Raw genomic sequence first — 22,857 nt, 5'->3', positions numbered from 1 at the left:
GTTCCGCATGAAAAGCCACGCATCCGAATTGCCCGGTGGCGAGCCGCGCTCGCCGCTGATTGCCGCCACCGCCCACAGCCTGCCCGAGCAGGCCCATGCCCTGGCGCGCGCGCGCGCCTTTGCCGAACCCCTGCTGGCCAACGAGCTGCTGGACACCGGTGAAAACACCCTGGTCCATGCCGATGCGGTGGCCGCCATCCTGCGGTCCATCGGCGGTTCCGAGGCCATGCAGGCGGCCTGTTATCTGGTCTACGCCTGCACCCACCTGAACAAGCCGCAGGAGACCATAGCCAAGGCCTTCGGCGAGAGTTATGCCGAGCTGGCCGTGGAGACCACCAAGCTGGTGCAGGTGCAGCGCCAGGCCAGCGCCGCCCAGCAGGCCGCACTGCGTGCCGGCACGCCGGTGCCGATGGCGCAGACCTCGGCAGCCCAGACCGAGAACGTGCGCAAGATGCTGCTGGCTTTCTCCCGCGACCTGCGGGTGGTGCTGCTGCGCCTGGCCTCGCGCCTGCAGACGCTGCGGTTTTTTGCGGCCACCAAGCTGCCGCTGCCGCCCGGACTGGCGGCCGAATCGCTGCACGTGTTCGCCCCCCTGGCCAACCGCCTGGGCATCTGGGAGATCAAGTGGGAAATGGAGGACCTGTCCTTCCGTTTCCTGGAGCCCGACACCTACCGGCAGATTGCGCGCCTGCTGGATGAAAAACGTATCGAGCGCGAGGACTACGTGCTGCGCTTGCGCGAACGGCTGGAGACCGAACTGCGCACGCAAGGCATCCCGGCCCAGGTGCAGGGCAGACCGAAGCACATCTACAGCATCGTCAAGAAGATGCGCGGCAAGTCGCTGGACTTCGACCACGTCTACGACGTACGTGCGCTGCGCATCGTGGTGCCCTCCGTGCCGGACTGCTACGCCGCTTTAAGCTGGGTGCACAGCCAGTTCACGCCGGTGACCGAGGAGTTCGACGACTACATCGCGAAACCGAAGGCCAACGGCTACCAGTCGCTGCACACCATCGTGCGCGACGCCGAGGGTCGCCCCATCGAGATTCAGATCCGGACCCAGGCCATGCACGAGCACGCCGAGCACGGCGTGGCTGCGCACTGGGCCTACAAGGAAGCCGGCGCCAAGGGCTATTCAGGCGTGACGGCCGACAGCGCCTACGACGCCAAGATCGCCGTGCTACGCCAGCTGCTGGCCTGGGAACGCGACCTGTCGGGCCCGCAGCAGGACCAGGCCGTATTCGACGACCGCATCTACGTGCTCACGCCCGATGCCGCCATCGTCGAACTGCCGCAAGGCGCCACCGCGGTGGACTTTGCCTACAGCGTGCACACCAACCTGGGTCATCGCTGCCGCGGTGCGCGCGTGGACGGTGCCATGGTGCCGCTGAACACGCCGCTGAAAAACGGCCAGACGGTGGAGATCGTCGCCACCAAGGAAGGCGGCCCCTCGCGCGACTGGCTCAACACCGAACTCGGTTTCATGGTGAGCCCGCGTGCGCGCAGCAAGGTGCGCGCCTGGTTCAACGCCCAGGCCACGCACGAGACCATCGCGCGCGGCCGCGAAGCGGTGGAAAAGCTGCTGCAGCGCGAAGGCCGCACCGCCATCAAGCTCGACGACCTGGCCTCGCAACTGGGTTTTTCCTCGGCCGACGCCCTGTTCGAGGTGGTGGGCAAGGACGAGTTCTCGCTGCGCAGCATCGAGGCCGTGCTGCGCCCGGCCGAACCGGTCGTTTCCCAGGAGGACCAGCCCCAGCTCCGCAAGAGCCGCAGCGAGGGCGGATCGCGCGGCAGCGTGCTGGTGGTGGGCGTCGATTCACTGCTCACGCAGCTGGCCAAATGCTGCAAGCCGGCGCCGCCGGACGAGATCCGCGGTTTCGTCACGCGCGGCAAGGGCGTCAGCGTGCACCGCACCGACTGCTCCAACCTGCAGCAGCTGGTGGCCAGGCATGGTGAACGCGTGATCGAGGTCGAATGGGGTGTGCCCAAGGGTGGCGAAGCGCCGCTCTATCCGGTGGACGTCACCATCGAGGCGACCGACCGCCAGGGCCTGCTGCGCGACATCCTGGAAATCTTCTCCAAGGAAAAGCTCAACGTCATCGGCGCGCAGACGCAGACGGTCAAGGGCGTGGCCTGGATGACGCTGACGGTGGAGATTTCGGATTCGGGTCGACTGGGGAAGGTGCTGGCGAGCGTGGCGGGCTTGTCGGGGGTGAGGACGGCGCGGCGCCGCTGACTCCTCCAGGCCGCATCAAGCCAGGCTTCGAAGCCAAAGCGCTCCTCGGCCGGCGAGGTTCAGAGCGCGCGGTTCAGGTCCACGTCCAGCCCGGCCTGTTTCATGGCACGGGCCAGTAGCAGGCGCCACAGGCCGGTGTCATCCATGGGCACGCTCGCGATCCCGTCCCAGGGCAGGGGTTTGGCCGCAGGGCCTGGCACCAGGAAAAAGACCCGATCCTTGCCCACGGTTCCCAGCAGGAAGCCGAGCTCCATCAACAGCCCGGGTGACAGGGCCTTGAGTCCGCCGGCAGCCGCGTCCAGGGCGTTGGCCGGCAGCAGGACGATGGCGTATTGCAGATCGGCCAGATGCTCCAGTCGATTGAAGAAGGCGCCGCCGCTCGGGTTCGAGAGTTCGGGCAGGAACACGGGCTGCAACCCCAGCTGCTTGACGAGGCCCAGCGTGGCATCGCGGACCTGCGCATCGTGGCTGACGACCGTGACGCGGATGTTCACAGGGGATGCCGGGACGGCGGGACGGGATTCGACCGCTGGCGCCTTGACGGGCACAGGGGCTGGCGCGGGAGCAGGCGTAGGCATGGGCACAGGTTCCGGTGCAGGTGTAGGCGTGGGGGCGGGCGCAGGCGGCACGGAAGCCGGAGCGGGCGTAGGCACAGGAGCAGGAGCAGGAGCAGGAGCAGGAGCAGGAGCAGGAGCAGGAGCAGGAGCAGGAGCAGGAGCAGGAGCAGGAGCAGGAGCAGGAGCAGGAGCAGGAGCAGGAGCAGGAGCAGGAGCAGGAGCAGGAGCAGGAGCAGGAGCAGGAGCAGGAGCAGGAGCAGGAGCAGGAGCAGGAGCAGGAGCAGGAGCAGGAGCAGGAGCAGGAGCAGGAGCAGGAGCAGGAGCAGGAGCAGGAGCAGGAGCGGGAGGCTGTAACCGGGCACGCTCCGTCAGCAGGACTTTCACGCGTTTGAGGGTGACCATGGCCTTCTCCAGGCCTTCCTGGACCGCCTGCTGCAATTCTTCGGTGGAATAGCGTCCGCTGAAATCCGAGGGCAGCGTTGCATCGAATGCTTCGATCTCGAATTTTTTATAGTCCGGCGTGTTGTTTCCCAGGACCTCGGCCAGGGCGTCGTTGATGCTTTTTTTCAGGCTTTCAAGACTCGGGTCCCAGCGATCGTTGATGCGGGATGCATCGAACGCGCGCAGTTCCTTGATGCGCCAGTCGATGGTGTCCTGGGGGCTGACGACGGCAGCCTTTTTTGCATTGCCGGATGTTCGCGGGTTGGGAGGCGAGGTGGCCACGTTGTAGTCTCCTTAAGACCAGTCCATGCAGCGCTTAGCGGCGCCTGGAGCCGCCCAGTATGCTCCCCAGCACACCGCGGATGATCTGTCGGCCGACTTCACGGCCGATGGAACTGGCCGCGCTCTTGATCAGCTGTTCTCCGGCGCTGGCGCGGGTGCGTTTGGCACCACCACCCAGGATGCCGCCCAGGCTGTCGAGCAGGCCGCCGCCTCCGGCTTTCTCGGCCGCCGCGGCGTCGCCCTGGGCCTTTTCCTGGGCCTGTTTCTGCTGGGTGCGGCTGGCCAGATGTTCGAAGGCCGATTCGCGGTCCAGCGTCTTCTCGTAGACACCGGCCACGACGGAGTTGGCCAGCAGGGCCTGGCGCTGCTCGGGGCTCACCGGGCCGATCTGGCTGCCCGGGGGCAGCACGTAGACCCGTTCGGTCAGGCTGGGCCGGCCTTTTTCGTCCAGGAAGCTCACCAGGGCCTCGCCGACCCCCAGTTCGGTGATGGCTGCGGCGATGTCCAGGCCCGGTTTCGGGCGCATGGTCTCGGCCGCCGATTTCACGGCCTTCTGGTCGCGCGGGGTGAAGGCGCGCAGCGCATGCTGCACGCGGTTGCCCAGCTGGCCCAGCACGGTGTCGGGGATGTCCAGCGGGTTCTGGGTGACGAAATAGACCCCCACGCCCTTGGATCGCACCAGGCGCACCACCAGTTCGATGCGCTCCAGCAGGGCCTTGGGCGAGTCGTTGAAGAGCAGGTGGGCCTCGTCGAAGAAGAAGACCAGCTTGGGTTTGTCCAGGTCACCGACCTCGGGCAGCTGCTCGAACAGTTCGCTGAGCAGCCACAACAGGAAGGTGGCGTACAGGCGCGGCGAATTCATCAGCTTGTCGGCCGCCAGGATGTTGACCACACCGTGGCCCTTGCCGTCGGTCTGCATGAAGTCGGCGATGTTGAGCATGGGCTCACCGAAGAACTTGTCGCCCCCCTGGCTCTCGATCTGCAGCAGGCCGCGCTGGATGGCGCCGATGCTGGCGGCGCTGATGTTGCCGTATTCGGTGGTGAACTGCGAGGCGTTGTCGCCCACGTGCTGGCACATGGCGCGCAGGTCCTTGAGGTCCAGCAGCAGCAGGCCCTGGTCGTCGGCGATCTTGAAGACCAGTTGCAGCACGCCTTCCTGCGTCTCGTTCAAGTTCAGCATGCGGCCCAGCAGCAGCGGCCCCAGGTCGCTCACCGTTGCGCGTACCGGGTGGCCCTGGGCACCGAACACGTCCCACAGGGTGGTGGGACAGGACTGGGAGGTGGGCGTGGGCAGGCCGCGCTCGGCGATGACCTTGGCCAGCTTGTCGCCGATCTTGCCGGCCTGGGAGATACCGGTCAGATCGCCCTTGATGTCGGCCAGGAAGACCGGCACGCCGATACGCGAGAAGCCTTCGGCCAGGGTTTGCAGGGTAATGGTCTTGCCGGTGCCGGTGGCACCGGTGATGAGGCCGTGGCGGTTGGCCTTGTCGGGGCGCAGGAAGCATTGCACGTCGCCGTGCTGCGCAATCAGGATGGGGTCGGCCATGGATATCCCTAAAAGTACAATCTCAAGGTTTATAGCCTAACAAAATCAGAGGACATCTCGTGGCTGGACACAGTAAATGGGCCAATATCCAACACCGCAAGGGGCGGCAGGACGAGAAGCGCGGCAAGATCTGGACCCGCATCGTCCGTGAAATCACCGTGGCGGCACGCGCCGGTGGCGGCGACCCGGCCGCCAACCCGCGCCTGCGCCTGGCCATCGACAAGGCCAGGGCCGCCAATATGCCGGCCGACCGCGTCAAGTACAACATCGACAAGGCCACCGGCAACCAGGAAGGCGTGAGCTACGAGGAAATCCGCTACGAGGGTTACGGCATCGCCGGTGCGGCCATCATCGTCGACACCATGACCGACAACCGCGTGCGCACCGTGGCCGAGGTGCGTCACGCCTTTTCCAAGCACGGCGGCAACATGGGCACCGAGGGCTCGGTGGCCTTCCAGTTCAAGCACTGCGGCCAGCTGATCTATGCGCCGGGTACGAGTGAGGACAAGGTGATGGAAGTGGCGCTGGAAGCCGGCGCCGAGGACGTGGTCAGCGACGACGACGGCGCCATCGAGGTGCTGACCAGCCCTCACGATTTCGAGGCCGTGAAGAATGCGCTGGAAGCCGCCGGGTTGAAGGCCGAGGTGGCCGGCGTGACCATGCGCCCGGAGAACACGATCGAACTCGGCGGCGACGACGCCGCCAAGATGCAGAAGCTGCTGGACGTGCTTGAGGATCTCGACGACGTGCAGGACGTTTATCACAACGCAGCGCTGTAGAAATATTTGCCGTTCGGGCTGAGCTTGTCGAAGCCCTCGACGCGCTCCAGGGCCCTTCAACAGGCTCAGGGCGAACGGGTAAGAGAGAAATATGAAAGTTCTAGTGATTGGTGGCGGCGGCCGGGAACACGCGCTGGCCTGGAAACTGGCCCAGTCCCCCAAGGTGCAGACGATCTACGTGGCGCCGGGCAACGGAGGCACCGCGCGTGACAAGCGCCTGGAAAACGTGCCCATCACCGATGTGCAGGAATTGCGCGCCTGGGCCCTGACCGAGAAGATCGGCCTGACCGTGGTCGGCCCCGAGGCCCCGCTGGCTGCCGGGGTGGTGGACGAGTTCCGTGCCCACGGCCTGCGTGTCTTCGGCCCCACCCATGCGGCGGCGCAACTGGAAAGTTCCAAGGCCTTCTCCAAGGCCTTCATGAAACGCCATGGCATCCCCACGGCCGAGTACGACACCTTTTCCGACCCGGTGGCGGCCCACGCCTACGTGGACAAGATGGGCGCGCCCATCGTGGTCAAGGCCGATGGCCTGGCCGCAGGCAAGGGCGTGGTGGTGGCCATGACGGCGGCCGAGGCGCACGAGGCCATCGACTTCATGCTGCTGGACAACAAATTGGGCGTCAGCCACAACGCGGGCGGCGCGCGGGTGGTCATCGAGGAGTTCCTCCAGGGCGAGGAAGCCAGCTTCATCGTGCTGTGCGACGGCAAGAACGTGGTGGCGCTGGCCACCAGCCAGGACCACAAGCGCCTGCTCGATGCCGACCAGGGCCCCAACACCGGCGGCATGGGCGCCTATTCGCCCGCGCCCGTGGTGACGCCCGCTGTGCATGCCCGCGCCATGCGCGAGATCATCCTGCCCACCATCAAGGGCATGGAGAAGGACGGCATCCCCTACACCGGCTTCCTCTACGCCGGTCTGATGATCGATGCCACGGGTGCCCCCAAGACGCTGGAGTTCAACTGCCGCATGGGCGACCCCGAAACCCAGCCCATCATGATGCGCCTCAAGACCGACCTGGTCGACGTGATGCTCGCCGCCACCGATGGCAAGCTGGACCAGGTCGAACTGGACTGGGATCGCCGCATCGCGCTGGGCGTGGTCATGGCCGCGCACGGCTACCCCATGAACCCGCGCAAGGGTGACGTCATCACCGGCCTGCCGGCCGATACCGACGAAGGCGTGGTCTTCCATGCCGGTACCACCCTGAAGGACGGCCAGGTGCTGGTGACCGGCGGCCGTGTGCTCTGCGTAACCGCGCTGGGGGACACCACCAGGCAGGCGCAGCAGCGTGCCTACGAGCTGGCCCAGGGCATACGCTTTGATGGCATGCAGTACCGTCGCGATATCGGCTACCGCGCCATCAAAGGCTGATCCCGGCCTGTCCTGATGACCCCGAACGATTTTCCCTTGCCTCATCCGGTGCAGTTCCGTGGCAGCGCCCTGGCGCGCTGGCTGCTGCGTCGCATGGGCTGGCGAGTGCATTTCGATGGCCTGCCCGGCCTTCAGGGCGTGCTGGCGGTCTATCCGCACACCAGCAACTGGGACTTCGTGGTCCTGCTGCTCGTCAAATGGGCCATCGGCATTCCGGTGCGGTTCTGGGGCAAGGACAGTCTCTTCCGTTTCCCCGTTTTCGGGCACTGGATGCGTTATCTCGGTGGCGTGCCGGTGGAGCGAACCAGCGCCAAGGGCATGGTGGGCGATACCGCAGCTCGCATGCAGACGGCACGGGCGCGTGGTGAATATTTCTGGCTGGCGCTGGCCCCGGAAGGCACGCGCAAGTACATTCCGGGCTGGCGCAGCGGCTTCTACCGCACGGCGGTGCAGGCCGGTGTGCCGCTGGCGCTGGTGAAAGTCAATTACACCGGGCGTGAAGTGACGGTGCGCAGTTTCCTGCGCCTGAGCGGCGACGAGGCCGCCGACTTTGCGCGCATCGCGACGGCCCTGGAGGGGGCCGTCGGCTGCCGGCCCGAAAATGCCGCGCCCATCCGCCTGCTCGACGCCAGCGTGCCGCGCAGCGAAACCATCGTGAAATGAACATGAGCACCGATTCCACGCCCGTCCATATCGTCAGCGACTACCTGCGGGGACTGCAGCAACGCATCACCGATGCCATCGCCGCGATCGACGGCAGCAGCTTCCTGGCCGACGCCTGGCGCAAGGACCCCGGTGAGCCGCTGCAGGGGCAGGGCCTGACCAAGATCCTGGAAAACGGCCCGGTGTTCGAGCGCGCCGGCTGCGGTTTTTCGCAGGTGCAGGGCCCCAGGCTGCCGCCTTCGGCCACCCAGCATCGGCCGGAGCTGGCAGGTGCGCCGTTCGAGGCCATGGGGGTCTCGCTGGTCTTCCACCCGCGCAACCCTTACGTGCCCACCGTGCACATGAATGTGCGCATGCTGGCGGCCAGGGGCAAGGATGGCCAGGAGGTCTGCTGGTTCGGCGGCGGCATGGACCTGACACCCTATTACGGCTTCGAGGAGGACGCGGTGCATTTCCACACCGTCTGCCGCGACGCGCTGCAGCCGTTTGGGGATGACAAGTACCCGCGTTTCAAGACCTGGTGCGACGAGTACTTCTTCCTCAAGCACCGCAACGAACAGCGCGGCATCGGCGGGGTGTTCTTCGACGACTTCTCGGAGCTGGGATTCGAAGGCAGCTTTGCCATGCTGCGTGCCGTGGGGGATGCCTTCCTGGCGGCCTACCTGCCCATCGTCGAAAAGCGCCAGCACCTCGAGCACGGCGAGCGTGAGCGCGCTTTCCAGCTCTACCGCCGCGGCCGTTACGTGGAATTCAACCTGGTCTGGGACCGTGGCACGCATTTCGGCCTGCAGTCGGGTGGCCGCACCGAGTCCATCCTGCTGTCCATGCCGCCGCTGGTGAGCTGGGCCTACCAGCAGCAGCCCGAGCCCGGCACCCCCGAGGCTGAGCTCTACACCCGCTTTTTGCCGCGGCGTGACTGGATCACGCCTTGAGCCTTCACAAAATCGGCATGTTCGGCGGCGCCTTCGACCCGCCGCATCTGGCGCACCGCGCCCTGGCCCAGGCCGCCATCGAACAACTCCAGCTGGATGCGCTGTGCGTGCTGCCCACCGGCCAGGCCTGGCACAAGAGCCGGCCGCTCACGGCGGCCACACACCGCCTGGCCATGAGCCGGCTGGCGTTTGACGGCCTGCCGCAGGTACAGCTGGACGACCGGGAAATCCGCCGTGCCGGCCCGTCCTACACCCTGGACACCCTGCGTGAACTGCACGCCGAAAACCCGCAGGCCCAACTCTATCTGGTCATGGGCAAGGACCAGGCCGATGTGCTGCCGACCTGGCGCCATTGGGAGGAGATTGTCCGTCTTGCTATAATTTGTGTAGCTGACCGGGATCTTTTGACCGGCCAGGAAACCCGTTTTGTCCCCCCGCCCGAGATGGCGGGCCGTTTCTGCAAGCTGCAGATGCCGGCCATGGACATCAGCGCCACCGGCATCCGCGCCCGCGTCGCCAGCCGGCAGGGCATCGCCCCACTGGTCAGCCCCGCCGTTGCGCGCTATATTGAAGACAATCACCTCTACCAAAGCACCTGATGACCACCGAAACCGCCGCCAAAAAAGACATCCAGAAACTCCAGCGCGCCATCATCGATGGCCTGGAGGACGTGAAGGCCCAGGACATCCAGGTGTTCAATACCGAGAAGCTCTCGGCGTTGTTCGAGCGTGTGATGGTGGCCTCCGGTACATCCAATCGCCAGACCAAGGCGCTGGCGGCCAGCGTGCGTGACGCCGTGCGCGATGCCGGTTTTGCCAAACCGCGCATGGAAGGTGAAGAGAACGGCGAGTGGATCATCGTGGACTGCGGCGCCGCCGTGGTGCACATCATGCAGCCGGCCATCCGCCAGTACTACCACCTGGAAGACCTGTGGGGCGAGACCCCGGTGCGCCTGAAGTTCGGTGCCGACAAGCCGGCCGCCAAGGTGGTCGACAAGGCACCCGCCAAGGCCGCCGCCCCCGCCAAGACCGGCAGCCTGCGCCGCGCCAGCGCGGCCAAGCAGGGCGTGGCCGAGGCCTATCCCTCACGCGCCCAGCTGAAGAAGGCCGAGGAGAAGAAGGCGGCCGATCGCAAGAAGGCGGCGGGCAAGCCGGCGGCCAGGAAGACGGTCGCGGCCAAGGCCCCCGCCGCCAAGACCACGGCCAAGGCCCCGATCAAGACCGTGAAGGTGAATGCGGCCAAGGCGCCGGCCAAAAAGACGGCGGCCAAGACCGCCGCCAAGCCGGCCAGCAAGGCGGCTAAGGCCCCGGCGAAGAAGACGGCGACCCGCAAGGCGCGGTGAAGCTGCTGATCGTCGCGGTCGGCCAGCGTGTGCCCGACTGGGCGCAGACGGCCTGGGACGACTACGCCAAGCGTTTCCCGCCGGAGTTGCGGGTCGAGCTCAAGGCCGTCAAGACCGAGCCACGGGGCTCCAGGACCGTGGAGCAGCTGATGGCGGCCGAGCGCAAGCGCATCGAGGAAGCGATTCCCAAGGGCACCCGCATCGTCGCTCTGGACGAGCGGGGCACTACGCTGAGCACCATGGCGCTGGCGGGAAAACTCAAGGACTGGCAGCTGGGCGGGGGCGACGTGGCCCTGGTCATCGGCGGGCCCGACGGGCTGGAGACGGCCTTCCGCCAGGCCGCGCACGAACGCATCCGCCTCTCGGACCTGACCCTGCCGCACGCCATGGTGCGTGTGCTGCTGGTCGAGCAGCTTTATCGGGCCTGGTCCATCAACGCCAACCATCCCTATCACCGCGAATGAATATGGCCCCCACGCTTGTCACTTCGTGTACTGCGCTGCCCCCCGAGGGGGCCCTCGCGCCTTGGGGCGGCCCGGCGGCGCTCAAGGTCTTTTATGGCTGACTTTATTTATCTCGCTTCCCAGAGCCCACGCCGTCGTCAGCTGCTGGAGCAACTGGGCGTGCGACACGAACTGCTGCTGCCGGACCCCGACGAGGACGCCGAGGCACTGGAAGCCTTTAAGCCAGGCGAGGCCCCGGCGGCCTACGTGCAGCGCGTCACCCAGCTCAAGCTGGACGCCGCCCTGGCACGCCTCAAGCGCCGTGGCCTGCCGGCAGCGCCCGTGCTGTGCTCGGACACCACGGTGGCCTTGGGGCGCACCATTTACGGCAAGCCCGAAGATGCGGCCGATGCCCGGCGCATGCTGGCAGAACTGTCCGGCCAGAGCCACCGCGTGCTGACGGCCGTGGCCATCGGGACTGCACGCCGGCGCGTGCAGGCCCTCAGCACTTCGCGCGTCACCTTTGCCGCGCTGAGCCGCCAGCAGATCGCCGCCTACGTGACCAGCGGCGAGCCCATGGGCAAGGCCGGTGCCTATGCGGTGCAGGGCAGGGCGGCGGCCTTCATTTCGCATATCTCGGGCAGCTACTCTGGCATCATGGGACTGCCCATGCACGAGACGGCACAATTGCTGCAAGCATTCGGTTTCAAAATCTAGATTGCGACTCAAAGTGTCACAAGAAGACATCCTGATCAACTGGTCGCCGCAGGAGACGCGGGTGGCCGTGGTGGAAAACGCCGCCGTGCAGGAACTGCATGTGGAGCGCGCCAGCGAGCGCGGCCTGGTGGGCAATATCTACCTGGGCAAGGTCTCGCGTGTGCTGCCCGGCATGCAGTCGGCCTTCATCGACATCGGCCTGGACAAGGCCGCCTTCCTGCACGTCGCGGACGTCTGGCACCCGCCAGCCGAAGGCGAGTCGCTCAGTGCCTCGCGCGCCTCGCAGCCCCAGGTGCCGATCGAGAAGCAGGTCTTCGAGGGCCAGGCCCTGATGGTGCAGGTCATCAAGGACCCGATCGGCACCAAGGGCGCGCGCCTGTCCACCCAGGTCAGCATCGCCGGGCGCCTGCTGGTCTTCCTGCCGCAGGATGACCACATCGGCGTGTCGCAGAAGATCCCGCTGGCCCAGCGCGACGAGCTGCGCACGCGGCTGCAGAAACTGGTGGGCGAGCCCGGCGGTGGTTTCATCCTGCGTACCAATGGCGAAGACTCCAGCGACGCCGAACTGGGCGAGGACATCGCCTACCTGCGCAAGACCTGGGCCCGCATCAAGGACGCATCGATGCGCCTGCCCCCGAAATCCCTGTTGCACCAGGACCTGAACCTGCTGCAGCGTGTGCTGCGCGACCTGGTCAGCGAGCACACGGTGACGATCAAGGTCGATTCGCGCGAGCAGTTCGAGGCCCTGCACGCCTTCGGCATGGAATTCATGCCGGCGGCAGCGGGCAAACTGCAGCACTACAAGGGCGAGCGGCCGATCTTCGACCTGTTCGGGATCGACGAGGAGATTGCCAAGGCCCTGGGCCGGCGCGTGGAACTGAAGTCCGGCGGTTACCTGATCGTGGACCAGACCGAGGCGCTGACCACCGTGGATGTAAACACCGGCGGTTTTGTGGGTGCCCGCAATTTCGACGACACCATCTTCAAGACCAACCTGGAGGCGGCTGGTGCCATTGCCCGCCAGCTGCGCCTGCGCAACCTGGGTGGCATCATCATTGCCGACTTCATCGACATGACGCGCGAGGACCACCGCGAGGCGGTGCTGGCCGAGTTCCGCAAACAGCTCGCGCGCGACCGGGTCAAGACCATGCTGGGCGGCTTCTCGCAACTGGGCCTGCTGGAGATGACCCGCAAGCGCACGCGCGAGTCGCTGGCCCACATGCTTTGCGAACCCTGCCCGAGCTGCACCGGCAAGGGCATCGTCAAGACCGCGCGCAGTGTGGCCTACGACATCCTGCGCGAGATCCTGCGCGAGGCGCGCCAGTTCAACCCGCGCGAGTTCCGCGTGGTGGCCGCACCGCAGGTGATAGAGCTGCTGCTGGACGAGGAAAGCCAGCACATGGCCGGCCTCTCCGACTTCATCGGCAAACCGATCTCGCTGCAAAGCGAGGCCTCGATGTGGCAGGAGCAGTACGACATCGTGCTGCTGTGAGCGTCCTGATCCATGCGCATCGCCATCATCAACCGCATCTTCTCCCGCACCGCCGGCGGCGCCGAAAGCTACGCGGTGTCGATTGCCGAAGAGTTGGCCGGTCGGCACGAGCTTCACGTTTTTGCCCAGGAAAGCAATGAGCCCGTGCCGGGCGTGACCTACCACCGGGTGTTCTGCCTGGGGCAGAAACCACGCTGGCTCAACCAGCTGCTCTTTGCCCTGTCCAGCTGGTGGTTGACCCGCAAGGGCTTTGACGTGGTGCACTCCCATGAGAACACCTGGCATGGCCAGGTGCAGACCATCCACGTGCGGCCCTTGCGCTACAACCTGCTGCAGGGCAAGCGCGGCTGGCAGCGGGCCTGGGCCTGGCTCAAGGTGTGGACCAGCCCGCGGCTGGCCACCTATGTCTGGCTGGAAGGCGCGAGGTTCCGGCGTGCCCGTGAGCGGCGCATCGTGGCCACGTCCACCCTGCTGCGCCAGGAATGCGAGCTGGCCTACCCCGCTTGCCGCAAGCACCTGAGCGTCATCACGCCGGGCACCCAGCTGCAGCAGGACACGATGACACGCACGGTGGCCCGTCGCAAGCTCGACCTGCCGTTCGACGTGCCGCTGCTGCTCTTCGTTGCCAACGACTACAAGCGCAAGGGCCTGGATGCGCTGCTCAAGGCCCTGGCCCTGCTGCCGGCCGAGGTGCAGTTGGCCGTGGCCGGCAAGCCGGCCTCCATTCCGCGGTATGAGCAGCAGGCCCGGGAGCTCGGGCTGGCCTCGCGTGTGCATTTCCTGGGTTCCCTGGACGACCTGGTGCCGGCCTACCGCGCGGCTGACTGCCTGGTGCACCCGACCCTGGAAGACAGCTTTGCCATGGTGGTGCTGGAAGCCATGTCGCATGGCCTGCCCGTGGTGGTCAGCGGCCCGGTGCACTGTGGCATCTCGCGCGAGCTGCAGGATGGGCGCGAAGCCCTGCTGCTGCATGACCCGCGCAACAGTGCAGACCTGGCCCGGCTGCTGCGTTCCGTCCTTGACACATCCGAGCTGGCCGACCATCTGCGCCAGCACGGCCTGGCGTTCGCGCAGGCCCATACATGGGAGAGGGCCGCGATAGAATACGAAGCGCTCTACCAGCAGGTTCTTTCCCCCGATTCCCCATGACCGATCAACCGCGGCAACGCTGGCTCGTCCTCTCGCACGCCTTCAACATGGACGGCCGCGCGGCCAGCCACACCATCACCGACAAGCTGCCGCACCTGCGCGCGGCCGGCATCGAGGTGGTGGTCCTCAGCGGGGTGTCCGGCGAAAAGGACAAGGAACTGGAGCACTACCAACTCTGGCCTGCCGGCCCCGCCGGCCTGCGTTTCGACCTGCGCCATGTGCTGCGCAAGCATGTGGGCAAGGGCATCGTCTACCGTATCCTGATGACGCTGGCTTCGCTGCTGCTGCTGCCGGGCCTGGTCATCGAGAAACTGTTTCGTCCGCTGGAGAGCTCCTGGTCCTGGTGGTTCACGGCCTATCTCAAGGGCCGTGCGCTCGCACGCCAGCAGCCTTTCGACCTGATCTACTCCACCGGCGGCGCCTATGCCGCCCATGTGGCCGGGCGGGCGCTCAAGTTCGCCACCGGCACCCCCTGGCTGGCCGAGGTGCACGACCCGCTGGTGGTGCCGGGCACCACGCCCACGACGACGCACCAGAAGAAACAGGCCGAGATCGAGCGCCAGATCTGTACCGACGCCGACCTCGCCGTCTGGTTCACCGACCAGGCCCTGGCCAGCGCCCGCGCCCGGCATCCGCAACTTGGCGAGCGCGGCAAGATGATGCTGCCCGGCATCGACCGCCCCTTTGAATCGTTGCCGCCCTACCTGCCGGGGGCGACGTTTGTGGTCGGCCATTTTGGTTCGCTCTCCGCCTCGCGCAGCATGCTGCCTTTCATCGAGGCGCTGGAGCTGCTCCATATCCGCCGCCCGGACCTGCTGGCTGCCACGGAACTGCACATCTACGGTGGTGCCATCGATGCCCCGGCGGCCCAGAAGCTGGAAACCTCCCCGGTACGCGAGCGGGTGCGCCAGTTCGGCCGCATCGAGACCGATCCCGTCACGGGCCTGAGCGGCCGCGACCAGATCCTGCATCGCATGCGCGGCGCGGACATCCTGCTGCTGCTGCACGGCGAAGACCCGCTGTGCGAGGAATATATTCCCTCCAAGCTCTACGAATACCTGTGGATGCAGCGCCCCATCCTTTCCATCGTGCACCGCAACCCGCAGATGGCGGCCATGATCCGCGGCGAAGGGCACACGGTGGTGCAGACCGGACTGGCCGCAGGTGACAGCGTCCCCACCGCCGTGGCCCAGCCCCTGGCCGCCGCGCTGGAGCAGCTCTACGAGCGCTGGCGCAGCCCGGGTCTGCCCGACAGCGGGCGGGAGAGCCCGTACACGACGCAGGCATCGTCCATGCAGCTGGTAGGCTGGGTGCGACAGGTACGTAAGAGGCCAGTTTGAAGCAGCCTTTGTTGTCATTGCTGGTGCTCGGATTCCGGAACTTCGATGTCACCACACGGACTTGTCTGGATTCTCTGCACCCATGGCTGCAAGATCCCGACATCGAGTTGCTGGTGATGGACAATGGCTCGCCGGACGACTCTGCGGAAAAAACGGAAGCCTGGTGTGAAAACCATCCGACAGTCCGTTGTCTTGTGAGTTCAAGCAACCTCGGGTTTGCGGGGGGTATGAATTGGGGCGGTGTCCAAGCGCATGGAGATTGGTTGCTGCTGGTGAACAATGACACCTTGTTCCCAGCTCAAGCGCTGGACGCACTCAAGAGAGTGATACGCAACGCTCCTCCCGATGTCGCCATGCTGGGGCCGGTAACGAATTCCGCGGGTAACGGGCAGCGTCTCTGGAAACCAGATGCGACTCAGCAGGATTGGCTCGAGATCGGTGCCTGGATCAACCAGAATCCGACAGGGCATCTGATGCCCACCTACCGAAGTGACTTTTTCTGCATAGCGATCCGCCGTGATGTCTGGGAGAAGCTGGGAGGTCTCGATCAGACGTTTGGTCTCGGTTATTACGAGGATTTCGATTTCAGCCTGCGCCTGGCAAAGGCGGGCTACCGACAGATGATCACCGAGGATGTTTTCGTCCTGCATACCGGCAGCGCAACCTTCAAGGGTAATACTGCTGCGCGCGCGTTGATGAAGCGCAACAAGAAGCTGTTGCGGGGCAAGCATCCGGATGCACGATTCGAACATGTGCGCCAGGGTAATCTGGCCGTTTTGCTTGCGTATCAGGCGCTCAGACAGTCCGGCGACTGGACGCCCGAACTCGAATATCGCAGGGTTTTGCGGCACAGTGCGTTGCTGGGAGATGCCCCGCGCAGTCCATTGAAAAAATGGCTATGGAAATGCAAGATCAGGCACTTGCTTTGAAAAAACGAGGAGGAGCGATGCCAACACTGTTGCGTTGTCTCCCCGAGGAGGGTGAATGGAAAACAACAAGAGCCTGAAATTGGATGGGATTCAACGGTCGTATGCATTCCTGTTGCTCGCATATCTGGCCATTCTTCCCGTAGCCAATACCACCGCTTTGCGTAACCTGCTGCTGCTGGGGTTGCTGGTCCTGCTGTTGGTCTTCATGGTGAGGCGCTCATCGAGACCAGCACATGCCGTGATGGATTTCCTGAGCACACCGTACTGGCCCCTGTGGACCTGGTTCGTTTTTCTCTGTCTCTTCCCGCTCTGGGCGCGGCAACCGGAGGTGGCTTGGAGCAACCTGGGAGCGCAATGGGGGACGTCGATTGCGGCCTGGTTGCTTGGACTGGGTGCGGTTTGGATGTTGGGGCGGCGTGGCCCCGGTCTGTGGGCCCTTGCCGGCGCCTCGGCCTTCCTGGTGGTGCTGCATCTGCTTTTGACCCTGATGGCCTGGGCCGGCCTGTTTGGCGAGTCTCCTCCAACCGATTTGCCGGTTCGTGCGATGTGGCGTGTTCTGGTCGAAATCCTCGATCCCCAGTCTGCCGCATCCTGGAGCTGGCAGGGCTTCCCTTGGGGGTTTCGCGGCTTTGACCCAATGCATGGCAATCTTGGGTACACGGGGACGCAGGCGATGATTTTGTTGTCGGTCTGCCTGTTATGGGCCTGGCAGGCACAACGTCCGAAGATGATGGCTTGGTCGGCTCTAGGCATCGCCCTGTGTTTTCTCAGTGTGGTGGTTGCTTATTCCCGGGGTTCGGTCTTGTACCAACTGCTGATGCTGCTGGTGGGTCTGGCAGTGTTCATGTTCAAACTGCGTCGTGAAAAAACGGCAGTACCACAACCCCAAGATTGGGGGCGTCATCGGCTTCCCATGTTCCTGCTGGTGCTGTTGATGGTGCTGGCTTTGTTCTTGACCCAGTACCTGCGTAAGGACATGCGCTGGGGGCTGATGTTTGACAAGGTGAAAGTGGCCTTCCTGGTCCAAGACCCTGTCGAATTCATGTGCGAAGGGGTGACGCCCGAGCTCAGGGCCCAGATCCATAGGCATCTTGAATCACAGGATCCTCAATACATGGACGCACTGGTGGATGGGTTGAATGGTGATGGTGGTCGCATCATGCTCATGCGCGTCGGTTGGCAGCTGGCGCTGGAACAGCTGCGGGGCCTGGACGGATCGCGCGATAGTTACAGGAAGCTGATCGAGGAACGCTGTGGCCACCCTCCAGTCATGCTGTTCTTCCACACACACCAGGGCTGGCTGGATACCGTCCTGGCGCTGGGATGGGGGGGCAGTCTGCTTTGGGCGTTTCTCTTGAGCTATCTGGCCTGGACAGGATGGCGCGCTCTGGATGACGAGAAACGCTGGCCCTGGGCATTGGCGCTTTTCCTCATCGCTGTGTTCTGGGCCCTGCGTGGCTTGGCGGACTCGGTCTATCGCGAGCACAATCTCCAAATGCAGGCAGTTCTGCTGGGTTATCTTTTCGCTCGCCTGCGACTGGAGTCCGGTCTCCGTTAGAAAAGGTGCGCGTGATCCCGGCTTGCTCGTACAAGCTGGAGGCGCAGCTTTTCCTTCAGACGGCGTTTGAGGGGATTCCTGTAATGAGTGCCGGTCCCGCCACCTATGCCAGCAATCACGGGTGGGATGGGCAGCAGAATGTGGGCCAACGCCTTTTCACGGACGACATCCCTGAAGCATTCCTCCAGGCCGTGGCCCTGCTCCTTGCGGATATGCAGATGGGCATCTTCAAAATATCGGCGATAGCTATCGCAGCTGACCATGTAGAACCGGGTGTCGATATAGGCGAATTCTGTTTTTTTCCAGGGAGAGAAGACATCCAGGAAAACGCCCTTGAACCGCATATTCCCGTTCCAGTGTTTCAGGCATTCGGCATAGTTTTCTACCCAAAGCTTGGAAGTGCATTTTGCAAAGCAGCCGGCTTGTGCGATGAAGCGGGAGTGTTTTGTTGCATACCGGACGATTTCACCCTCACCATAGCCGCGCCCGAATTGCCGGACACGCTCTGCATCGTTGTGGAATGGCAGACATTCGATGTCAGCTTGGGGGAAGCGGTCAGCAACAAGTTCCGAGAAATCGAAACCCGAACCGTCGCACAAGACGATGCGCAGCCCCGGGTCAATGCGCAGCCATTCCCGTACGGATTCCAGTGCCAGTTGCGTACGTTCCTGCGTATCGCTCAGTGCAACACCGGTATCGTGGGCAACAACGCTGGAGGTCAGCAGAATCGGGGGGTGAGTGGAGTTCATTCGTCTGCAATCAGGTCTTGGGCGAGGCCGGTTAGATGCGCCCCAGTTTGCGCCGCAGCCGGCGGCCCAAACGCGACATCCAGTGGCCGCCCTCACTGGGCCAATCCATGTCGCGTTCCCAGGCAGACTGATAGATCACGCCAGAATACAACTGACTCAGATCGGCATTGCCGATGCCCTTGCGCTTGTCGCGATCATATTGCCAGGCATAGTGGTAGACCTTGAAAAAGGATTGGCAGGGAAGCAAGCGGATCGCCTGGTAACGCAACAGAGCCTCTCCATACCAGCGTGCTTCGCTGGGAGCTTCCCGGATCGCATCGGCAAAGTTGATCCCACGCGGGAGCAGATAATTTTCGTACAGGCTTTCCCATACTTTGCGATGCCAGACGACAGGCAGCGGTCCGAAGTTGTAGAGGCGTCCTGCACGGCCGAGCAGCTGTTGTACCTTGAGCGCGTCGGTTTGATAGGCAGCCAAAACCTGTGGCTTGCGGTGGTGGATGGCATCTTCGAGGATCTCATGCCCCTCGTCCATGACGGTATAGGGTGTTCCATCGGGCGCAAGGAAGTCCTCTTTGCCAAAGGGCTTGATGAAAAAGGCGTCCGAATCCAGACAAAGATATGCATTTGCCAGGCCCAGGCGCCAGAACTCGGATTTGACGATCTGCTGGGACAGACTCCCAGGTAAAGAAGAGAGGGCCTCAGGCGAAAGCCCCGGGGATGCGCGCCAAATTTCCTCGTCTGTGTGGAGCGTGACATCCAATGTGCCGAGATGGTGCTGGAAAAGCGCCAGATCGGCTATGGGGACCGAGACGTGGAAGGGCAGGTGTTCCCGGTTGTGTTGCCGGATCGAGGCGGCCAGACGCAGGACACGTTTGAGATCGGTGTGATAGCTTTTGCAGTAAAGAACAAGATCTTCCATCGTGACCTCAATCGACCAGGTCCGGTTGTGAGGGTTTGACGGCTTGGAGTATCAGTTGTTTGGCTATCAGATCACCCAGACCGATGCGGGCGAGCAACCTCTTTTGCCAGCGCTGTGTGTCAGGGATCAGAACCTGCTGCACTCTGGCACCGGTGGTTTCTGTCAGTTGAATGGCCGAAGAGCGCGTGAAGAAACGCAAGTGCGTACGATCCAGGATGCCGTCATCGGAGTAGTTGAAGCGCCCCTTGAAAGCCAGATCTGACAGGATGCGGTAGTTCCGGATGTTGGGGACGCTGATGATCCACATGCCGCCCGGTTTCAGAAATGCATCGAGGCGGCGCAGGGTTTTCCACGGGTCGACCAAGTGTTCCAGTACATCGAGGCACAGGATCAGGTCGACCGATGCAGACGGCAGATCCGGCAAGGCTTCTTCAATATCCAGCTTGAAAAATCGATCGACGGATCCAGGGGTTGCGCGGAGTTCCGCGTAGGGTTCGACGCCCGCAGCCCAGGCACAGCGGCCAATGTTTTTAAGCCATTCAAGGGTGTGACCCTCTGAACAGCCAATTTCCAGCACACGCAAGGGTTGAGCCTCGGTGCGCGGCAGCAATGGTTCAATTTCAGTGCGGGCCTTGGCGAAATAGTTGCCCGTCTTGTCTGCGTACATATGGGGAGAGATGTCAGCCACGGCGATCCTCATAGGTGGTGAGCAGTTTTAGGGCAAGTTGGGGCAGGCTGGTGGCCTGGGCCACCAGCACCCGGCGCAGTTGCATGGGGTCATCGCCTTCCTGCACGCGCCCGCGACGTGTTGTGGTTGCCGTGGCATAACCCGCCTGTGCGGCCATCTGCGCGTGCTCGGGGCGAAAGAGCCCATAGGGGTAGCAGAAATGGCGCACCACGCAGCCCAGTGCCTTCTCGAGTTCTTGTCGGGAGCCGGTGATCTGGTCGCGCGCTTGTGTCGCATCCAACTGGTTAAGGTCGGCATGCGTGCGTGTGTGTGAGCCGATGTCCATGCCTGCAGCTAGCCAGGCCTGCCAGTCAGCATGGCTCATCAGGGGCTTTTCCTCGACCATTCCATGATCCCAGCTGTTGGTGCCACCAATCATGTCGCTGACTGCATAGACGGTCGCGGTGAATCCGTGTTTCAACAAAACGGGCAGCGCATTGTGCAGGTTGTTCTGGTAACCGTCGTCAAAGGTGATGCCAACGACCTTGCCCTGTCTTTCACCCTTCAGATAGGGTTCCAGATCCCGCATGGAAAGACCACGGTAGCCCAGGAGTTTGATCAGTCGCATCTGCCGGGCAAAGGCGCCGGGCGAGACCACAAGACCGCGCAGTGGCGTGCCGCGTGGCGGCGGTTCGTCGATCTGGTGGTACATGAGAATGGGAATCGTCATGTCTGCATTCTGCTCAGGTTGGCGTAATAACCACCTGCGGCCAGCAGCTCGGCGTGGGAGCCCCGCTCGACGATGCGGCCCTGGTCGAGCACCAGGATCTGGTCGGCATGTTCGATGGTGCTGAGTCGATGCGCGATGACCAGGGTGGTACGGTTCTTCATCAAGGTGGCCAAGGCGGCCTGTACCTGCCGTTCACTTTCCGTGTCCAGAGCAGAAGTGGCTTCATCGAGGATCAGGATCGGGGCATTCTTGAGCAGGGCGCGGGCGATGGCAATACGCTGGCGCTGGCCTCCCGAGAGCTTGGCGCCGTCTTCACCGATGGACGTGTCCAGCCCCTCTGGCAATTGCTGGATGAAGTCCCAGGCATTGGCGGCCTTGGCTGCGGCGGTCACGTCGTCGCGTGTTGCCGACTCGCGCGAGCCGAAGGCGATATTGGCTTCCACCGTGTCGTTGAAGAGCACGATGTCCTGGCTGACCAGCGCGATGTTGTGCCGCAGGCTGGCCAGCGTGAGTTCGTTGATGTCGATCCCGTCAATCAGGATGCGGCCAGTCGAGGGGCGGTAAAAGCGCGGGATTAGGGCGCTGATGGTGGTCTTGCCGCCACCGGATGCGCCAACCAAGGCAATGGTCTGGCCGGCATCGGCATGGAACGACACCTCATCAAGTGCCTGCCGCTCCGAGCCGGGGTAGCTGAAACTCACGCCATCAAACTCAAGGTGACCACGGGCATGGGACAGCTCGCGCCGACCCGGGTCGAGCTCATCTGGCATGTCGAGAAGATAAAAAATGCTTTCACAGGCAGACAAACCGCGTTGCAGGATGGGATTGATGGCCGTCAGCTGTTTGATGGGGGAGATCATCAGCAGCATGGCAGCAATAAATGAAATAAAACCGCCAGCGGACGCACTGGCCTGGCCGGTGGTCTGGCTCAGGGCCAGGAATGTGATGGCAGCTACGGCAATCGAGGCGACCAGGTGCGTAATCGGGGTGAGAGCCGAGGCCGGCACGGCCTCGCGCATCATCGAGCGGCGGAAGCGTTCGGTATCCTGGAAAAAACGTTCGCGTTGCTGGCGCTCCCCCCGAAGATACGGATCACCTTGTGTGCAGCGGTGCTCTCCTCGATGGTGTGGGACATGGCGCGCAGGGCTTCAAAACTGGAGCGGCTGGCGGCCCGGATACGACGACTGAGTTGTTTGATGATGAAGGCGATCAAAGGCCCGATGGTCAGGGTGATCACCGTGAGCTTCCAGTCCAGGTAGAGCAGATAACCGAGCAAGGCCACAACGGTGAGCGATTCGCGCACGGCGATCACCAGTACATTGGTGGCCGCCTGATTCACATTGTCCGTGTCATAGATCAGACGTGAGATCAGCTTGCCAGCGGACTGTTCATGAAAAACTTGCGTAGGCAGGGTCAGAATTTTGTCGAACAGTTCACGTCGCAGATCGAGAACCAACCGCGTCGAAATCCACGTCATGACGTAATTGGTGCAGAAGGACAGGACGCCACGCAACGTGAACAGAGCGACGATGCCCAGTGGAATGGCCCAGACCAGACGGCTGTCCGGCGTTTTGAAGCCGTTGTCCAGCAGGTACTTCATGATGGCCGGGAATACCGGCTCGGTGGCCGCCGTGCTCATCATGCCCAGCATGGCCAGGGCAAATGGTTTCCAGTACGGCTTGACATAGTCCAGCAAGCGGAAATAGAGCGCGCGATTGCTGGGGATGGCGGTGCTGGTTTGTGTCATGGCTTTTCGTTCATGCCATGGCGCAGTGGGAGTCGGTTCGTCGGGTGCGACAGGGGCGCACAGGCATCCGGCATGGATCCGGCAAGTCTACCTGAATTGTCCCGTGAGACCGGTCTGTTCCAAGAGGGACTGTATCGGGTTGTCCTGGTCGATTCGGGCTGCACGGGCAGGTATGATCCCGCCTGAGTCACGAATGGCTCAAAACACTTGTTTTCAGCGGAGAGGGCTGTATCTTGGCCTGGTCTGCTGTTGTTCAGTCGGGCTGAA

General features: G+C 63.7%; 22 protein-coding genes. 14 read left to right on the top strand and 8 right to left on the bottom strand.

The features are described 5' to 3' along the window. Positions 1-7 precede the first annotated feature (7 nt). The gene (locus HTY51_RS08410; protein WP_174252321.1) at positions 8-2,236 is read left to right on the top strand and encodes a bifunctional (p)ppGpp synthetase/guanosine-3',5'-bis(diphosphate) 3'-pyrophosphohydrolase; all 2,229 of its coding nucleotides are present in this window, start codon (positions 8-10) and stop codon (positions 2,234-2,236) included. Between the two features lie 59 nt (positions 2,237-2,295). Here HTY51_RS08410 and HTY51_RS18605 read toward each other — a convergent pair whose 3' ends face one another. Both HTY51_RS18605 and HTY51_RS08400 read right to left on the bottom strand, forming a co-directional pair. Continuing rightward, the gene (locus HTY51_RS18605; RefSeq protein WP_254607028.1) at positions 2,296-2,730 is read right to left on the bottom strand and encodes a TIR domain-containing protein; all 435 of its coding nucleotides are present in this window, start codon (positions 2,728-2,730) and stop codon (positions 2,296-2,298) included. Positions 2,731-3,550: 820 nt separating this feature from the next. After that, the gene (locus HTY51_RS08400; protein ID WP_174252319.1) at positions 3,551-5,062 is read right to left on the bottom strand and encodes a helicase HerA-like domain-containing protein; all 1,512 of its coding nucleotides are present in this window, start codon (positions 5,060-5,062) and stop codon (positions 3,551-3,553) included. Positions 5,063-5,121: 59 nt separating this feature from the next. On the opposite strand from HTY51_RS08400, the gene HTY51_RS08395 reads away from it, so the two are divergent. The 13 genes from HTY51_RS08395 (at position 5,122) to HTY51_RS08335 (ending at position 17,778) form a co-directional block, all read left to right on the top strand. Next, positions 5,122-5,841 carry a YebC/PmpR family DNA-binding transcriptional regulator gene (locus tag HTY51_RS08395; RefSeq protein ID WP_174252318.1) on the top strand — a complete coding sequence of 240 codons (720 nt, stop codon included), beginning with the start codon at positions 5,122-5,124 and terminating at the stop codon, positions 5,839-5,841. A gap of 91 nt (positions 5,842-5,932) precedes the next feature. Beyond that, positions 5,933-7,213 (top strand): phosphoribosylamine--glycine ligase, encoded by a 1,281-nt coding sequence (gene purD / locus HTY51_RS08390; protein WP_174252317.1) that lies wholly within the window; start codon positions 5,933-5,935, stop codon positions 7,211-7,213. Positions 7,214-7,228: 15 nt separating this feature from the next. Continuing rightward, entirely contained in the window at positions 7,229-7,876 is a 648-nt protein-coding gene (locus HTY51_RS08385; RefSeq protein WP_174252316.1) for a 1-acyl-sn-glycerol-3-phosphate acyltransferase, read from the top strand. A gap of 2 nt (positions 7,877-7,878) precedes the next feature. Further along, on the top strand, positions 7,879-8,808 hold the full coding sequence (hemF, locus tag HTY51_RS08380; protein ID WP_174252315.1) for an oxygen-dependent coproporphyrinogen oxidase: 930 nt from the start codon (positions 7,879-7,881) through the stop codon (positions 8,806-8,808). Positions 8,809-8,825: 17 nt separating this feature from the next. Further along, a complete protein-coding gene (gene nadD, locus HTY51_RS08375) occupies positions 8,826-9,407 on the top strand; it encodes a nicotinate (nicotinamide) nucleotide adenylyltransferase (RefSeq protein WP_174254212.1) in 582 nt (193 codons plus the stop codon). Then, positions 9,407-10,150 carry a ribosome silencing factor gene (gene rsfS / locus HTY51_RS08370; RefSeq protein WP_174252314.1) on the top strand — a complete coding sequence of 248 codons (744 nt, stop codon included), beginning with the start codon at positions 9,407-9,409 and terminating at the stop codon, positions 10,148-10,150. The genes nadD and rsfS overlap by 1 nt, the downstream gene beginning before the upstream one ends. Next, positions 10,147-10,614 carry a 23S rRNA (pseudouridine(1915)-N(3))-methyltransferase RlmH gene (rlmH, locus tag HTY51_RS08365; protein WP_174252313.1) on the top strand — a complete coding sequence of 156 codons (468 nt, stop codon included), beginning with the start codon at positions 10,147-10,149 and terminating at the stop codon, positions 10,612-10,614. Before rsfS ends, rlmH begins: the two co-directional genes overlap by 4 nt. A gap of 93 nt (positions 10,615-10,707) precedes the next feature. After that, on the top strand, positions 10,708-11,310 hold the full coding sequence (locus HTY51_RS08360; RefSeq protein ID WP_174252312.1) for a nucleoside triphosphate pyrophosphatase: 603 nt from the start codon (positions 10,708-10,710) through the stop codon (positions 11,308-11,310). A 13-nt stretch (positions 11,311-11,323) separates the two neighbouring features. After that, the gene (rng, locus tag HTY51_RS08355) at positions 11,324-12,802 is read left to right on the top strand and encodes a ribonuclease G (protein WP_174250812.1); all 1,479 of its coding nucleotides are present in this window, start codon (positions 11,324-11,326) and stop codon (positions 12,800-12,802) included. A gap of 12 nt (positions 12,803-12,814) precedes the next feature. Beyond that, positions 12,815-13,951: a glycosyltransferase family 4 protein gene (locus HTY51_RS08350; protein WP_174252311.1), complete on the top strand. Its 1,137-nt coding sequence runs from the start codon at positions 12,815-12,817 to the stop codon at positions 13,949-13,951. Further along, the gene (locus tag HTY51_RS08345; protein WP_174252310.1) at positions 13,948-15,291 is read left to right on the top strand and encodes a glycosyltransferase; all 1,344 of its coding nucleotides are present in this window, start codon (positions 13,948-13,950) and stop codon (positions 15,289-15,291) included. Before HTY51_RS08350 ends, HTY51_RS08345 begins: the two co-directional genes overlap by 4 nt. Beyond that, complete coding sequence (locus tag HTY51_RS08340) at positions 15,288-16,220, top strand: glycosyltransferase family 2 protein (protein ID WP_174252309.1); 933 nt, start codon at positions 15,288-15,290, stop codon at positions 16,218-16,220. The genes HTY51_RS08345 and HTY51_RS08340 overlap by 4 nt, the downstream gene beginning before the upstream one ends. Positions 16,221-16,275: 55 nt before the next feature. Continuing rightward, positions 16,276-17,778 carry a hypothetical protein gene (locus HTY51_RS08335; RefSeq protein WP_174252308.1) on the top strand — a complete coding sequence of 501 codons (1,503 nt, stop codon included), beginning with the start codon at positions 16,276-16,278 and terminating at the stop codon, positions 17,776-17,778. Here HTY51_RS08335 and HTY51_RS08330 read toward each other — a convergent pair. The 6 genes from HTY51_RS08330 to HTY51_RS18595 are packed head-to-tail and all read right to left on the bottom strand — an operon-like array spanning position 17,775 to position 22,590. After that, a complete protein-coding gene (locus HTY51_RS08330) occupies positions 17,775-18,527 on the bottom strand; it encodes a hypothetical protein (protein WP_174252307.1) in 753 nt (250 codons plus the stop codon). The genes HTY51_RS08335 and HTY51_RS08330 overlap by 4 nt on opposite strands. Positions 18,528-18,558: 31 nt before the next feature. Further along, positions 18,559-19,446, bottom strand: coding sequence for a DUF6492 family protein (locus HTY51_RS08325; RefSeq protein WP_174252306.1), 888 nt, complete (start codon positions 19,444-19,446; stop codon positions 18,559-18,561). Between the two features lie 7 nt (positions 19,447-19,453). Then, positions 19,454-20,134, bottom strand: coding sequence for a bifunctional 2-polyprenyl-6-hydroxyphenol methylase/3-demethylubiquinol 3-O-methyltransferase UbiG (locus HTY51_RS08320; RefSeq protein ID WP_174252305.1), 681 nt, complete (start codon positions 20,132-20,134; stop codon positions 19,454-19,456). Then, complete coding sequence (locus HTY51_RS08315; protein WP_174252304.1) at positions 20,127-20,843, bottom strand: polysaccharide deacetylase family protein; 717 nt, start codon at positions 20,841-20,843, stop codon at positions 20,127-20,129. Before HTY51_RS08315 ends, HTY51_RS08320 begins: the two co-directional genes overlap by 8 nt. Next, positions 20,840-21,865 carry an ATP-binding cassette domain-containing protein gene (locus tag HTY51_RS18600; protein WP_254607026.1) on the bottom strand — a complete coding sequence of 342 codons (1,026 nt, stop codon included), beginning with the start codon at positions 21,863-21,865 and terminating at the stop codon, positions 20,840-20,842. Before HTY51_RS18600 ends, HTY51_RS08315 begins: the two co-directional genes overlap by 4 nt. Next, positions 21,862-22,590: an ABC transporter transmembrane domain-containing protein gene (locus HTY51_RS18595; protein ID WP_254607025.1), complete on the bottom strand. Its 729-nt coding sequence runs from the start codon at positions 22,588-22,590 to the stop codon at positions 21,862-21,864. The genes HTY51_RS18600 and HTY51_RS18595 overlap by 4 nt, the downstream gene beginning before the upstream one ends. Positions 22,591-22,857 lie beyond the last annotated feature (267 nt).

Source organism: Rhodoferax sp. BAB1, assembly GCF_013334205.1.
Classification (GTDB): Bacteria; Pseudomonadota; Gammaproteobacteria; order Burkholderiales; family Burkholderiaceae_C; genus Hylemonella.
Note: the sequence above shows the minus strand (reverse complement) of the source record. Positions and strands in the feature narration are given on the sequence as shown.